General features: G+C 36.6%; 12 protein-coding genes and 2 pseudogenes. 3 read left to right on the forward strand and 11 right to left on the reverse strand.

Features of this window, described 5'->3' with window-relative positions; all coding sequences use genetic code 11:
* The first annotated feature begins 44 nt into the window (after positions 1 to 44).
* Entirely contained in the window at positions 45 to 191 is a 147-nt protein-coding gene (locus D0Z64_RS08325; protein ID WP_164476934.1) for an SPJ_0845 family protein, read from the forward strand.
* 31 nt (positions 192 to 222) lie between these two features.
* Here the strand turns inward: D0Z64_RS08325 and D0Z64_RS03895 are convergent, their stop codons facing one another.
* A complete protein-coding gene (locus tag D0Z64_RS03895; RefSeq protein ID WP_080881448.1) occupies positions 223 to 1,845 on the reverse strand; it encodes an ABC-F family ATP-binding cassette domain-containing protein in 1,623 nt (540 codons plus the stop codon).
* Between the two features lie 189 nt (positions 1,846 to 2,034).
* Between D0Z64_RS03895 and D0Z64_RS03900 the strand changes: the two are divergent.
* Positions 2,035 to 2,909 (forward strand): annotated as a pseudogene (locus D0Z64_RS03900) (DUF308 domain-containing protein); the annotation flags it as partial.
* A gap of 36 nt (positions 2,910 to 2,945) precedes the next feature.
* On the opposite strand, the gene yihA reads toward D0Z64_RS03900, so the two are convergent.
* From yihA to rpsO, 7 genes and pseudogenes are all read right to left on the reverse strand, one after another.
* On the reverse strand, positions 2,946 to 3,536 hold the full coding sequence (gene yihA / locus D0Z64_RS03905; protein WP_006351458.1) for a ribosome biogenesis GTP-binding protein YihA/YsxC: 591 nt from the start codon (positions 3,534 to 3,536) through the stop codon (positions 2,946 to 2,948).
* A pseudogene (gene clpX / locus D0Z64_RS03910) lies at positions 3,526 to 4,794 on the reverse strand (ATP-dependent Clp protease ATP-binding subunit ClpX). The gene yihA and the pseudogene clpX overlap by 11 nt, the downstream one beginning before the upstream one ends.
* Before the next feature lie 131 nt (positions 4,795 to 4,925).
* A complete protein-coding gene (gene tig, locus D0Z64_RS03915) occupies positions 4,926 to 6,245 on the reverse strand; it encodes a trigger factor (RefSeq protein ID WP_080881451.1) in 1,320 nt (439 codons plus the stop codon).
* Positions 6,246 to 6,389: 144 nt separating this feature from the next.
* Positions 6,390 to 7,580, reverse strand: coding sequence for an elongation factor Tu (tuf, locus tag D0Z64_RS03920; RefSeq protein ID WP_080881452.1), 1,191 nt, complete (start codon positions 7,578 to 7,580; stop codon positions 6,390 to 6,392).
* Between the two features lie 185 nt (positions 7,581 to 7,765).
* Complete coding sequence (locus tag D0Z64_RS03925; RefSeq protein WP_006351454.1) at positions 7,766 to 8,599, reverse strand: hypothetical protein; 834 nt, start codon at positions 8,597 to 8,599, stop codon at positions 7,766 to 7,768.
* Positions 8,599 to 10,452 carry a ribonuclease J gene (locus D0Z64_RS03930; protein ID WP_127345652.1) on the reverse strand — a complete coding sequence of 618 codons (1,854 nt, stop codon included), beginning with the start codon at positions 10,450 to 10,452 and terminating at the stop codon, positions 8,599 to 8,601. Before D0Z64_RS03930 ends, D0Z64_RS03925 begins: the two co-directional genes overlap by 1 nt.
* A 169-nt stretch (positions 10,453 to 10,621) precedes the next feature.
* The gene (rpsO, locus tag D0Z64_RS03935; RefSeq protein WP_006351452.1) at positions 10,622 to 10,891 is read right to left on the reverse strand and encodes a 30S ribosomal protein S15; all 270 of its coding nucleotides are present in this window, start codon (positions 10,889 to 10,891) and stop codon (positions 10,622 to 10,624) included.
* A gap of 204 nt (positions 10,892 to 11,095) precedes the next feature.
* Here rpsO and rpsT point away from each other — a divergent pair, with 204 nt between their 5' ends.
* Positions 11,096 to 11,347 carry a 30S ribosomal protein S20 gene (gene rpsT / locus D0Z64_RS03940; RefSeq protein ID WP_006351451.1) on the forward strand — a complete coding sequence of 84 codons (252 nt, stop codon included), beginning with the start codon at positions 11,096 to 11,098 and terminating at the stop codon, positions 11,345 to 11,347.
* Positions 11,348 to 11,401: 54 nt separating this feature from the next.
* On the opposite strand, the gene holA is transcribed toward rpsT, so the two are convergent.
* From holA to D0Z64_RS03955, 3 genes are read right to left on the reverse strand one after another with little or no spacing between them, the layout of a single operon-like run.
* Complete coding sequence (gene holA, locus D0Z64_RS03945; protein ID WP_127345653.1) at positions 11,402 to 12,388, reverse strand: DNA polymerase III subunit delta; 987 nt, start codon at positions 12,386 to 12,388, stop codon at positions 11,402 to 11,404.
* Positions 12,385 to 14,667, reverse strand: a complete 2,283-nt coding sequence (locus D0Z64_RS03950; protein ID WP_080881454.1) for a DNA internalization-related competence protein ComEC/Rec2 — start codon at positions 14,665 to 14,667, stop codon at positions 12,385 to 12,387. Before D0Z64_RS03950 ends, holA begins: the two co-directional genes overlap by 4 nt.
* Positions 14,636 to 15,325, reverse strand: coding sequence for a ComEA family DNA-binding protein (locus tag D0Z64_RS03955; RefSeq protein ID WP_006351448.1), 690 nt, complete (start codon positions 15,323 to 15,325; stop codon positions 14,636 to 14,638). Before D0Z64_RS03955 ends, D0Z64_RS03950 begins: the two co-directional genes overlap by 32 nt.
* Between the last annotated feature and the right edge of the window lie 43 nt (positions 15,326 to 15,368).

Below are 15,368 nucleotides of genomic sequence, written 5' to 3' on the forward strand. Positions count from 1 at the left end.
AATCAGCAAAATTTTTTATAATAATTGCAGAAAGGATGATACCCATGGGCTTAACTTTTGATAATCCAAACAACTTGAATAAGATGCTTGATAAATTTGCAGTTGTTCCAGATCCTAAAAAGTCACCAATGAACAAGCGCAAAAAAGAAGAAAAAGACGAAAAGAAATCAGATAAAGCTGATAAAAAGTAAAAAAGAGTTCTCTGGCGAGACCTCTTTTTTACTAATAAATTTTATCTACTTGTTCCTGAATTTCAGGTCGATTAATAAATTCATCGTAAGTTGTTTCTGCTTGATTTACCAAGCTCTTCGGTCCCACTTCGATAATATGATCAGCAATCGTTTGAATAAACTCATGATCATGTGAAGTAAAGAGAATTGAACCTGGATAAGTCTTTAGCGCATCGTTCAGTGAAGTGATGGATTCAAGATCCAAATGATTGGTTGGATCGTCCATAATCAAGACATTAGCTGGTTGAAGCATCATTCTGGATAATTGACAACGAACTTTTTCTCCTCCAGAAAGGATCCTAATCTTTTTCTCGATTTCATCTCCGCTAAAAAGCATTCTTCCTAAGAAGCCACGCAAAAAAGTATTATCATTTTGTTCTTTATTTGCATATTGTCGTAGCCAATCAAGAATTGTTAACTCATCGTTATTAAAGTTGGCATTTAAATCACGTGCCATGTAATTAAATGATGTCGTTTGACCCCAATTCACAGTTCCTGTATCGGGTTTAACCTTGCCAGCAATAATCTCCATTAATGCTGTTATAGCCAAAGTATTGCGTGAAAGAAATGCCACTTTGTCACCTGGACGAATGATAAAAGAAACATGATCTAAAATTTCCTTACCATCTACACTGTAAGAAACATCTTCTACTTTTAATAAATCATTGCCCAAATCACGATGCAGTTCAAACTTAACAAACGGGTATTTACGAGAAGATGGACGAATATCATCTAATGTTATCTTCTCTAATTGCTTTTTTCGTGAAGTGGCCTGCCGTGACTTAGAAGCATTAGCTGAAAAACGGGCAACGAATTCTTGCAGTTCCTTGATCTTTTCTTCTTTTTTGGCATTTTGATTCGCTGCAAGTTCTGCCGCTAATTTGCTTGATTCATACCAAAAATCATAATTGCCCACATACAACTGAATTTTGCCAAAATCAACATCACAAATTTCGGTACAAACCTGATTTAAGAAATGACGATCGTGCGACACGACAATCACAATATTAGGATAATCCGCTAAAAAGTTTTCTAGCCATTCGACGGTATGCACGTCCAGCCCATTAGTCGGTTCATCTAAAAGCAAAATATCCGGGTTGCCAAATAATGCTTGTGCTAGCAGAACTTTAACTTTTTCTGCTTCAGGAAGATCCTTCATCAGACTTTGATAATCTTTTTCGGGAATATTCATCGATTGCAATAATTTTGCAGCATCAGCTTCCGCATTCCAACCGTCTAGTTCCGCAAATTTGCTTTCCAATTCAGCAGCCTTAACCCCATCCTCATCGCTAAAATCAGGTTTGCTGTATAAAGCATCTTTTTCCTTCATTACTCGGTATAATTCTTGGTGGCCTTGGATAACCGTATCCAGAACAGTAAAGTTATCAAAAGCAAAGTGATCCTGGTTGAGGCTGGACATTCTTTCATTGGCATCAATCGTGATTGCCCCTGTTGAAGGTTCGATCTTGCCTTCCAGCAGCTTTAAAAAAGTTGATTTACCGGCACCATTAGCACCAATTACTCCGTAGCAGTTGCCTGGCGTAAATTTCAAATTAACGTCTTCATATAAAGTCTTGCCTGATAAAATCAGGCTCAAGTCGGTAACTGTAATCAAATATTCTTCCTCCCAAAAATGTTTGTTGCAGTCATTATATCAATTTTTTGTCCTAAAAAAATAGTAAAAATCTATTATGTTATTAATTTATAAATTTTCTTCAGCTGGTTCGTTTTTATGAACTTATTTTTCTAATTAAGTTAAAATTGAAATAGATTATTTAGATTGGAGAAGATGTAATGTTCCCTAAAAACTTTAAGTCAGCATGATGCTTTTAGTTGGGAGATTACCGGTTCACATTTTGTAACCAAAAATCACCGCAATCCGCAATCACGGATTTACAATCAACTAATTAACGACTGGATTGGTGACGCAACTCTGCCTGAAAGAGAATCGTTGACCAATGATTTGTTCGCTGCACTAGGTGCCAGCGGTGCTACTAAAATCAATCAATTGAGCAAGAATGGCTTTGGCGGTTTTGGTGCTATTTTATTGTCATTTACCAATTCATCAAGACGAACTCGGTTTGTTTTTGGCAATTTATTCTCAGCTATTTGGCAATCACTTAAAAGTCGCGGTATTCCTAGAATTTTATTTACTGTTGACTCAATCATTGGTTGGATCATACTGATTTTGGGAATTATTACGATAACTGCACCACAGTATTCACTCCAAGCATTTGGGTCTTTAGTGGCTGTGGCCGGAATCGGTTTTAGTGCGTATCAAATTTTATCAACTGCAAATTCTAATTTAAAACAAAAACAGAAGCGTTTTTTCATTATTAGTTGGCTTTTTGTTTTTGCATTGTCCATTGCCCTAATTTCCAATAATCAAGTAATGCTGTTTTTAGCACACTACTTCCTTGGAACATTTTTAGTCATCTATTCTTACGTACGTTTACGGCAAATAATTTTACACCGAATCACTGGAATTTTTAGAAAAATTATCGTCGCAATCGAATCCGTAGTTGCTTTTGCAATCGGTATTATCATTATCGTTAGTCCCCGCTACTTTACGCGCCAATCAGTCATTATATTAGGAATATTGCTCATTGCTTACGGTTTCTTCAAATTAATCGGCGAACTCCTTGCTCAACGTAAAAAATGCCTAAGAATCATCGTTAAAAAAACACTTGAAACTTTAACAGTCTCAAGTGTTCTTTATTCTGCAATTTTTTCTTGTATCCAATCGCCTAATTCAGTTACATGAGTTTTTGTGACCGAACTGAAAGTTAGAACCGATACATTATCATAAGAAAGATCAAAAACTTTCTTTAAATTAGCTTTTACCTTAGTAAGTTGACTCTTTTTAAGTTTATCGATTTTCGTACAAACAACCAAAATCGGTAAATTTAAATATTGCGCGTATTCATACATCGATTGGTCATCTTTGCTAGGTACATGCCTACTATCAACTAAAATGATCAATCCCTTTAAATTAGCTCTAGTCTCCAAATAATCTTGAATCATTTCGCCAAATTCTTGACGCTTTTTTTGCGAAACTTTTGCATAACCATAGCCAGGCACATCTACAAGGTAAAACGATTTGTTAACCAGATAGAAGTTCAAAGTTTGCGTTTTACCAGGTTGAGAAGAGGTTCTAGCCAAGTTTTTGCGATTTACTAGAGTATTGATCAAGCTGGACTTTCCTACGTTAGAACGGCCAGCTAAGGCAATTTCAGGCAAATCATCTTTAGGGTATTGGTCTTCTCTTACTGCACTAACAGCATATTCACTACTATTAATTTTCATTTGTACTTGCCTTTTGTTCCTGCTCTTCATCTTTTCTGCGGGTGATTCGCGGTTGCGCATTACGAGTAATGACATCCTTTGTTACTTCAACCTTTTCAATGTCATTTTCACTTGGAGTCCGATACATGATATCTATTAAGGCATTTTCAATAATCGTTCTTAATCCACGGGCCCCCATATTACGTTCAATTGCAAGGTCAGCAATTGCATGCAAAGCACCATCAGTGAAAGTAAGTTGAACATCATCAAGTGAAAGGAGTTTTTGGTATTGTTTAACTAAAGCGTTCTTAGGCTCAGTTAGGATCCTTACCAAATCATCACTATCCAACTTATCTAAAGTGGAAATCACTGGAATACGTCCAATAAATTCTGGAATCATGCCGAATTTTACCAAGTCACCGGTAGTTAAATAATGGGTCCAATCATCTGCGTCAATTTTGTTAACTTCGTTTTCTGCGCCAAAACCGATTGTCTTTTTACCCAAACGATTTTTAACGATCTGTTCAATACCATCAAAAGCTCCACCGACGATGAATAGAATATTGGTAGTATCCATTCTAATCATTTCTTGCTGTGGGTGTTTTCTGCCACCTTGTGGCGGAACAGAAGCAATAGTACCTTCCAAAATCTTCAATAAAGACTGTTGAACCCCTTCGCCAGATACATCACGAGTAATTGAGACATTTTCAGCCTTTTTAGAGATCTTATCAATTTCGTCGATATAAATAATTCCTCTTTGGGCACTTTCAATGTCGTAATCCGCATTTTGCAATAATTTAAGCAAGATATTTTCAACATCTTCACCAACATAACCAGCTTCAGTCAAGGTAGTTGCATCTGCAATAGCAAAAGGAACATTCAATATTTTAGCTAAAGTTTGAGCCAAATATGTTTTCCCTGAACCAGTTGGCCCAATAAGGGCAATATTAGACTTCTGGAGCTGTGTTGATGAATCAATATCCATTTACCCTATTCGCTTGTAATGGTTGTACACAGCGACTGATAAGACCCTTTTAGTGCGATCTTGTCCAATAACATAATCATCCAGTTGTTTTTTGATATCCATTGGTTTAGGAAGCTCTTTTGCTTCTTTAACCACATCAGCTTTTAATTCATCGTCAATAATTTTCTTTGACAAAGCAACACATTCATTACAAATATAAACGCCGTTGCCAGCAATCATTTTTTTAACTTGATCTTGAGTTTTACCACAAAAAGAACATTTGACTTCTTCTTGATCAGTAAACTGAGTTGCCATAAAATTCCATCCTCCTATTATCTACAGATTCAAGGTTATCATAAATACTGAGATAATAAAGAATTTTTGCTCATTGAAAATAAAAAGACGACTGTCTAGCAGCCGCCTTTTTATTATTGAAAAATCAATAATTATTTATCAGACTTTTTTTCTTCATTAAATTTTGACTTTGCAACTTGCTTTGCGCTGTCAGTAACTAAGTCCATAGCCTTGCGAACAGTAATATCATGGCTTAACATATCGTCACTTAAAGTGTTGCGAACAGTCTTTTCATCCATGTTGTATTCCTTAGCAAGATCCTTGATTTCTTTATCAATTTCTTCCTTCGTAGCCTTAAAGTTTTCCTTATCAGCAATAGCTTCTAAGACTAAGTTGATCTTAACTCTTTCAGCAGCATCCTTAGCAAATTGTGCACGCAATTGTGATTCGTTGGTATTAGTCAACTTGTAGTAAGTTTGTGGATCAATACCTTGACGTTGCATGTTGCCCAAGTATTGTCTCAATTGAGTATCAATGTCTTCTTGGATCATTGCATCAGGAATTTCGTCAATTTCAGCATTCTTTACAGCTGCTTCAATAGCAGCTTGTTGGATAGCATTCTTAGCTTCTTTTTCTTTTTGATCCTTTAAGTTCTTCTTGATCTTAGCCTTCAAATCATCAAGAGTATCTACAGAATCATCAACGTCTTTTGCAAACTCATCATCCAACTTAGGAAGTTGCTTTGACTTAACTTCGTGTAACTTAGTAGCAAAGTGTGCTTCTTTACCTGCTAAATCCTTAGCACCGTAATCCTTAGGGAAAGTTACAACAACATCAACTTCATCACCTGCTTTGTGACCAATAAGTTGATCTTCAAAGCCAGGAATAAATGCACCTGAACCTAATTCAAGTGAGTAGTTTTGTGCTGAGCCACCTTCAAAGGCCTTACCATCGATAGTACCTTTGTAGTCGATAGTTACAGTATCACCCTTAGCTGCTTTGTCTTTCTTAAGAACAAGTTCAGCATTTTGTTCACGACGCTTGTTGAGTTCGGCATCGATATCTTTTGCATAAACACGGGTGTTTTGCTTAGGAACTTCAAGACCCTCGTAGTCACCTAATTTAACTTCTGGTTGAACTGAAACGATAGCTTTCATAGTCCAATCCTTACCTTTATCCATTGATACGGCTTGAATTTGTGGTTGACCAACTGCTTTAATCTTAGCTTCTTTTACAGCAGCAGCATAAGCATTTGGCAAAACAATGTTTAAAGCGTCTTCGTATAAAGCTTCTTCACCATAGTATTGATCAAAGATTACACGTGATACGTGACCTTTTCTAAAACCAGGAACACGCAAATTCTTTTTAACTCTTCTAAATGCTTGGTCTAAACCTAATTTAATTTCATCTTGTGAAATATCAAAAGTAAGTTCGCCGGTTGTCTTACCGGTTTTTTCCCATTTTACAGACATTAATTAAATACCTCCAATGTCAAGTTTGAGTTTGCTACTTGCATACTAAGTTATCTTACCTTAAAAGGAAACAAAAAACAAATTTTGAGCAAAAAAAGATGCACTTCTTTCCAGAAGTACATCTTTTTGCTATATCGTTAGAAATTAGTCAAGGATTTCAGTAACCTGACCAGCACCAACGGTACGACCACCTTCACGAATAGTGAACTTAGTACCCTTTTCGATGGCAGCTGGCTTGATTAACTTAACAGTAAATTCTGTGTTATCACCAGGCATAACCATTTCAGTACCTTCTGGCAATTCGATTTCACCAGTGATATCAGTGGTGTGGAAGTAGAATTGTGGACGGTAATCTGAGAAGAATGGGGTGTGACGTCCACCTTCTTCTTTCTTCAAGATATAAACTTGACCCTTGAATTCCTTGTGGGTTTTAATTGAGCCAGGTGCAGCCAATACTTGACCACGAACAACTTGGTCACGGTTAATACCACGAAGTAAGATACCAACGTTATCGCCGGCTTCACCCACGTCCAAAGTCTTGTGGAACATTTCCAAACCAGTAACAACTGACTTAAGAACCTTGTCTACCAAACCAACGATTTCAACTTCGTCACCGATCTTAACAGTACCACGGTCGATACGACCAGAAGCAACAGTACCACGACCAGTAATAGTAAATACGTCTTCAACTGGCATCAAGAATGGCTTATCAGTTTGACGTTCTGGAGTTGGGATGTATTCATCAACAACTTCCATCAACTTCAAGATTTGATCTTGAGCTTCCTTGTCACCTTGTAAAGCCTTCAAAGCTGAACCACGAACAACTGGAATGTCGTCACCAGGGTAATCGTACTCAGTTAACAAGTCACGAACTTCCATTTCCACCAAGTCGATAAGTTCTGGATCGTCAACCAAATCACACTTGTTCAAGAATACAACAATGTATTGAACACCAACCTGACGAGCAAGCAAGATGTGCTCACGAGTCTGTGGCATTGGACCATCAGTTGCGGCAACAACCAAGATGGCACCATCCATTTGTGCAGCACCAGTAATCATGTTCTTGATGTAGTCGGCGTGACCTGGAGCGTCCATGTGAGCGTAGTGACGATGTTCAGTTTCGTATTCTACGTGGGCGGTGTTAATAGTAATACCACGTTCCTTTTCTTCTGGAGCAGCATCGATTTGGTGATAGTCTTCAGCTTTTGCCAAACCTTTTTTTGCCAAAACAGTAGTGATAGCTGCTGTCAAAGTAGTCTTACCGTGGTCAACGTGACCGATAGTACCAATGTTTACGTGTGGCTTAGTTCTAACATAATGTTCTTTTTCTGCCATTAAAATGACCCTCCTGTAAATTTGCAAGAAGTCCGTTGAGATAAGTTAACGGATAATTCTCTGTTGAATATTGTACTACTTTCATCGGCAAATGCCTAGTAAAAAATGCTAGTGCTATGCCCTAATGAAAATAACCTTAGCTAATTATACTAAATAGATTTAAAAAGTAAACCTTTTTGCAAAAATTATTTTGGTAAATTTGCATAAACGCGGTCAAGAAGTTTCTGATGTGTTCGACCGTCCTTAGTTTCAAGATACGAAATCAAATCGCTAGTAAAGCTATCCGTATCTTTAATATATTTGTTCAGTTTAGGGTAAAGACTGCCTAACACGATGTTTGTTTCGCCTAACATTAATGGCAGTTGACTTGGATTGTTTCTAAAGCGATCCCCGATTCCGCCGATAACTTCACGATAAACCGTTGTTTTTTCTAAAAGCTCTGTTTCTTTGGGAATGAATTCTTCGACTTGTCCAAGGGCCCAAACTTGAATTCTATCGCTTATTCCTAATCTAACAAAATCTTCGCATAAACAAAGTCTAACAGCGAAATTCTGCGTTGGGTCTAGTAAAAGACTTTGAGCAAAATTTTTATAATTAACCAAATCCAGTTTAAGCAAGCTTTGGTAATCAAACTGACTGACTTCTTTTTTACTTTTGAATTTCTGCATCAAATTATTCTGAGCATCTAACTTTTCCGGAAAAACTTTGATTGGCATTTTTTTGCCTAAAAGATTCTCAATTTGTAATGCTTCAATCAAATAATGGTTGGCTGCTAAGATTTTATTGTATTCTTCAAATATTTCTGGCTCAGAAAAAAGATCAGGTTCTTCCTTTATTAGGGTGTATGCCTGATCTTCTTGGTTATTTTTGCGATACAGCCGACATAGCGACATCACAATTTCTGACGAACGACCATAAGACAATGCTTCTTCCAAAAGTTGAATAGCATTAGAAATCTGGCCCTTTTCTTCATCTTCCTGAGCTAACTTTAACAAGTTTTTTTGGCTCAACGTCGTCATTAATTATCCTTCGTTTCCTTTGTTGGCTTAGAATTCTTTTTAACTATTTTCCATTTTCTTGGTTTAACGGCTTTATGATTTTGTGAACTACGAGAATTCTTACGCTTATTTGGTGTGCCATTCTCACCTTGCGTATTGTTATCCGTCTTATTTTCTTTAAGCTTCTGCATAGCACGGTGGCGATTTTGGTTGACTTCCATCACAACCGGCAAAACTACAGGGCGTAGATTTGTTTGCTTGTACAAGAACTTTTCAAGATCATTTCTTACATCTTGCTTTAATTCAGTCCAATCAAACTTCTTATGTTCAAAGTTATTGTTGATTGCTTTCTCAATAACTTCAATTGAATCGTGCATTAACTTATGATTTGCCTTGATATAAACAAATCCGCGACTGGTTACTTGAGGTCTAGCCACAATCTTTTCCTTCTTGCGGTCAATTGTTACAACCGCAAGAAAAATACCATCGTCTGATAAGATTTCACGATCACGTAAAACAATATTACCTACGTCACCTACTCCGGAACCATCAATCATAGTATCCTCACCAGGAACCGGATCAGTTAAATAGAAGCGCTTTTTCTTGAAATCATAATTATAGCAATCGCCGTTCTTAGAAATAAAGACGTCTTCTTTCTTCATTCCTGTCTTAATTGCCAAGTTCTTATGAATTTCCATTAAACGATATTCACCAATAACTGGGAATAAGAAATCAGGCTTAAGAATATCGATTAGCAGTTGCAAATCTCTTCCAGTTGCGTGGCCGCTAGTATGCTTATCACGACCAAGCTGAATTACTGTTCCGCCTGCACGGTAAACCATATCGCTAGTTTCAGCCACCATTGTCTCAACGGCGTGTGATGGTGTCGTAGCAATAAAGACCAAATCTCCTTTATGAATTCGAATCATACTGTGGCGCTTATTTGCCATTTTTTGCAATGAATTCAAAGGATCACCCATCCGACCGGTTTCCAAAATAACTGTCTTATCATCAGGTGTTGTCTTAAGGTCTTTTACTCTCATTAAAAGGCCATCAGGAACATCGAGATAACCTAATTTCATAGCTGTCCGAACGATTTTAGCAAAATCACAGCCAGTTAAAAGCACTCTTCGACCTGTAGCAGCTGCCGCATTGAGTACTTCTTGCACTCTATTAAGGTTTGAAGCCTTAGCTGCAACAATAATTCGACCTTTAGCTTTTCTAAAGACATCGGTTACGTATTTTTCCAAATCCTGTTCCGATGCACTTGGGAACCAAGCTTCTGCATTAGAGGAATCGCTTAATAATGCCAAAACATGTTTAGTTTCAATTTCAGCCAAGCGATCCATATCGGTCCGATAATTTGGTGCTGCGGATGGATCAAATTTAAAGTCACCTGTATAAACCACTTCACCGGCAGGAGTATGAACAACAATTCCCAATGAGTCAGCAATTGAGTGCGTTGTATGGAAAAATGAGATGCTGGCATTTTTGAAATCAATTTCAGTATGAGCATCAATGACATGAAACAGACTATTTTTAAGCTTTTTATTCTCGCGCTTAACGTCGATTTTTGCTAATTCAATCGTCAATTGTGAACCGAAGACAGGAATATCATATTTGCGCAAAATATAAGGCAGTGCTCCAATTGAATCAGCATGACCGTGAGTTAAGAAAATTCCTGCAACCCGGTCACCATATTGCTCAAAGAAGTCTAAATCAGGAATTACAACATCAATCCCGAATAAAGAACTATCTGGGTACTTTAATCCCGCATCTAAAACAAATATTTCATCGTTGACTTGAACAGCGAACATATCCTTTCCTTGTTCACGTACGCCACTCAAAATCATAATTTTAATTTGATCAGCCATTTTACTTCCTTTTCTCTTTATTTAATTTGTGATTTTTCATTTTTAAGGATCTTACGATCAAAACGAACTTATAGTATTTATTAATTTTAGCATAAAAGATATATAGATGACAAAAACAAGAAAGCTAGTCCCAAAAGGACTAGCTTTCTATGATTTTCTAAAGTTAAGATTAACGACGCAAACCTAACTTCTTGATCAATGCACGGTAACGGTCAAGATCGTTATCTTGTAAGTAACGAAGCAAGTTACGACGGTGACCAATCTTCTTAAGCAAACCAACGTATGAGTGGTGGTCATGCTTGTGACTCTTCATGTGATCAGTCAAGTTATTGATATCTTCAGTTAAAAGTGCAACTTGTACTTCAACAGAACCAGTGTCACCTTCGTGGGTTGCGTATTCTTTAATAAGTTGGTCTTTCTTTTCTTTTGAAATTGCCATAAATTTTCACCTTTCAAAAATTAAAAATAATTGCCATTGACAACGTTAATCGTCAGGTGTGAGCAAAAAAACAGCGTCAATGGTTCACAACATTTACTATGATACAATTATTTTTTTAAAAAGCAAGTATAATTTACCTTGCATCGAGCTTTATTCTTAAGTATAATCAATTAAGTAAAAAGTCATTATCCGGAGGTGAATTTGATGCCACAAATTAAATCAGCTATTAAGCGTGTTAAAACTCAAAACGCTGCTAACAAACGTAATGCTGCTCAATTAAACAAGTTAAGAACTGCTGTTAAGAAGTTCAAGGCTGCCGCAGAAGCTGGCGAAGAAGACGCCTCCAAGTTACGCATAGAAGCAGAAAAGGCTTTGGACAAGGCCGTTTCAAAGGGTTTGATCCACAAGAACAAAGCTTCTCGTGATAAGAGTCGTTTGAGCAAATTAGCTAAGTAATTAAAAACCAAAAGAAGGTCAGAGGTTAACGCCCCTGGCCTTCTTTTTTTATTTCTAAACATTCAAAATATACATTTTAATAAAGTTATCGTCATGATAATTTCCATTTTTATAGTTATATTCCAGCTTAATTGCCTCTGCTAAAAGATTTTCTAATTTGTTAATTTGAATCCGGCTTCTAAGTGCGAGCTTAACTCGATATGGATGTACGCCTAATTCTTTAACTATTTGCGGTTCGCTTCTTCCTCGTTTTGCCAAAATTTTTACAACCAGTAGAAGTTCGATTTGATTTTCAAAAACAGCCAGCAATTGAATTGCATTCGTACCTTCGCGCAACTGATCATTTAATCTGATAATTGCTTCTTGATAGTTCTGATTTAAAGCTGCCTCTAGAATTGCAAAAATATTTTGAGCTAGCGATAGATCAACATTCGTTTTAACGGCTTCTTCTGTGATTTTTTTGTCCACACAAGCCATTTTCAGCTTTTCATAATTACTTAAGATCGTGTCCATCACTTGATCGCTGCGCTCTACTAAAATCTGCAACGCAGACTGAGAAATTGTATATCCCTCCGCTTTTATGAGCGCCTTCGCAATTGCTGCTACCTCATATGGTCTAACAAGGGGGTCAACTACATTAAATGATCCCATGATTGTTTTGGTTAATTTTTTACGCCGGTCAATTTTTTCATATGAAGCAACAATTACAACAACATCTTCCAATTCTTTCAAATGAGAAAAAATATCCTGCAGCTGTTTTAGCTGCTTTTGATATTTTTTGGCAACCTTAGTTGTTAAAAAGAATGGCTGTTTAACCGTAATAATTTTTTGATTGGAAAAAAGGCTTGATTCGGTCAAAGCAGCAATCAGTTCGTCAAGGCCATCATTTTCACAATCAACAATTACATGATCTAAAGAAGCAAAACGCTCATCTTTTACATATGAACGAGCCAAATAATCATTCAGGAAATCATCGTCTCCCCATATTAGCGTATGCGGATTATTGTTATTCGTATTCTTAAATAAAGAAAGTAAATTCATTCCATTTTCTCCATGACAAAACGTTCAAAGTGAGGCTTTTTAAAGCCATAGTACCAGCTAATCATACCACAGTCTTGTGTTGAAGCCCACGGAATACGCAAACTGCGCAATGTGCTCAAGGTTTCCTGATGCGGATGACCAAAGCGATTGTTTCTGCCTGCCGAAATAAAAACCATGCTCGGCGAAATTGCTTTCAAAAAATCCGGATTAGAAGAAGTTTTGCTCCCATGATGGCCCAGTTTGAAATAATCAACTTTTAATGGATAATTTGCTGCAATTTCCTTTTCACCATCTTGACCCAAATCTCCGGTAAAAAGCCAGCGTTTATGGGCAAGTTCAAAAGTCAGCGATAATGAATCTTCATTTTTCCCCTCACCGGGCTTAAAAGGATATACTACCTGAAAATTAATCTTGGGTTCTTTGATCTGCATCCCCGCCAGCAATTCAACCAACTTGGTTTGACTGGTTTTACCGGCAATTCGTTTACAAAAAGATGGATTATTAAGCAATCCTTTTGCCATATACAGTTTTTTCACTTTAATTTGCTCCAGCAATGGACCTACATCCCCAACGTGATCGGCATCCTGATGGGAAACAAACAAGCCATCAATTTGATTAATTCCCTGTGCTTTCAATAAAGGCAAAGTTATGCGGTTCACTTGCGGGGTGATTTTTTTGCCTGAAAAATTAAGCTTTCCCCCGGTATCGATCAAATATACCTTTCTAGGAAATGGCGTCGTGATTAAAATGCTATCGCCCTGTCCAACATCGATGAAAGTAACCTGACCTTCTAATGGAAAATGAATTAAGCAAAAACCCATTCCATAAGTAGCCATTAATCCGGCAGCTAAACTCAGCTTCCACTTTCTTTTTGCGTTCTTCTTCGATAAATAAGCTATCAAAACAATTGCAATCAGCACAGTTATTAAGCATTCCCACCAATTAATTTTGCCAAAAACAATTAATCCTAATTTTGTTTGCGAAATTTTTCCAATAATTTCTTCCGTACTCTTTAGCAACAGTTCAATTTTCAAGCTTAAACTTGGGTTTAGCTTAAAAATTACCAAGTTTAAAAACGAGGCCGGCATCACCACAAAATTAAAATATGGTATTGCCAAACTATTAAAAATAATTGTTAACACATTTACTTGAAAAAAGAAAAAGAGCAGAAATGGCGTCAATAAAAGATTCATTAAAAAGGATTGCATCAGTCCCTGCTTATCTTGGGTTAATTGCAAACCAAAAGCTAATATATAACTTAAAATAGCTCCACTGCTCATAAATAAACGTGGCAAAAACAACAAATGTATAAGACAGGTTAATCCTAAGAGATCAAATCCTGTAATCTTCCATTTGCGCAAAGAAAAGATTTCTTCCAGCAAATAAGTCAAACTAGCGCGCACAAAGCCTGCCTGTCCAGCACTTAAGAAAATTCCAATGAATAAAAATAGCACACAGACAAAAAAGACTTGTCGATCAGTGAATTTCAGTAAATAAAGAATCGTACTGATCACTAAGGTATAAATGCCAACATGCAATCCTGAAATGCTAAGCAAATGGATGATACCAAGATCACGATAATTATTCATAATAGTTTTATCAGAAGATGGATTTTCTGCCAAAAGCAACTCGCTAGTAAAAAAGCTCAACAATGGTGGCATCTGGCTAAAATATTGTTGCAAATTAAACCTTAAATGATGCAACTTTTCCTTGAAGCCGAAGCTGACCGGCTGCATCTGACAATTTTTGAATTCTATTTTTTGAGTAATTCTCTTTTCGGCATAGTATTTGCGATAATCTACCTCTCCTAAATTTGTTGCCGGCAATATTTGAGATACTTCACCATTTAAATGATTTATTTGTACTGTTTTGCCTGATGTTAGCAAGCGCTTTTGTTCCGCGGCAATTTTTCCACTAATTAAAATTGAAGTTTTGCCAACTCTACCAGTTGCAGACATCCAGTCATCACTAATCTTAACTTGATCAGGATACACTTTAACTACGGTATCTTCATTTAAAGAAACTTCATTAATTTGACTATTTTTGAATGCAAATAAGAAAAATATCGCTAAAAAAGCCACTGAGACTAATAAATTCTGTCCATATTTTTTAAATAACAGATAACCAAAATATATGAGCAACAAACAGACAATTATTCGCTGACACTTGCTTTTAGCTATAAAAAATAGCATTGAAACCGAGACGGTCAAAAAACAAAAAAGCAGCAAATATCCTGGCTGAAGCAAATTAAATAGCCAATTGGTCTTTGAGTGCTGCAAAAGTCTTTTCCCCAATTCCTGAGACCTGCATTAGATCTTCAATCTTCTTAAAATCGCCATTTTGTTCACGATAAGCAATTATTTGTTCTGCTCTTTTTTCTCCAATTCCATTTAATTTTTGCAGATCGGCCGCACTTGCAGTATTAATGTTTATTTTTTCGCCATCACTAGAACTGCTGCTTGAAGCATCATTTTTTTCACTAGTGCTGTTCCCAGAAACGGTCGTTGCCGGATCTACTTTTTCACCCTTATAGGGAATATGAATCTTATCTTGATCCTTTAAAGTCATGGCCCTGTTTATTGCTTTTAGCTGCGCATTGCTTTTTAACCCCCCTGCTGCTTCAATCAATTCTTGCAGTCTGGCACCATTTTTTAAGGTATAAACGCCTTGATGCTTTACAGCACCAGAAATATCACAAGTAACTTCTTTATTTTGTGATGAAGAATAGCTGCTTGCCTGAGAAACGGATGAACTGCTTGAAGCCGCACTGCTAAAACTGCTCGAACTTTTTTCTTGTTCAGACATTAGGGTATTAGCTTCGCTGCTATTTGATTGATCATTTTTCTGTAAAAAGAAAATGACGCCTACAATTGCACCAACAATCAATAGAATATTTTTCTTTTCGATAATCCAATTTTTAATTTTTTCAAAACTCATAAACTACCTCCCATTATTTAAATACGAAAAAAAGGCTCAGAAT

This window comes from Lactobacillus amylolyticus (assembly GCF_003999355.1).
GTDB classification, from domain to species: domain Bacteria; phylum Bacillota; class Bacilli; order Lactobacillales; family Lactobacillaceae; genus Lactobacillus; species Lactobacillus amylolyticus.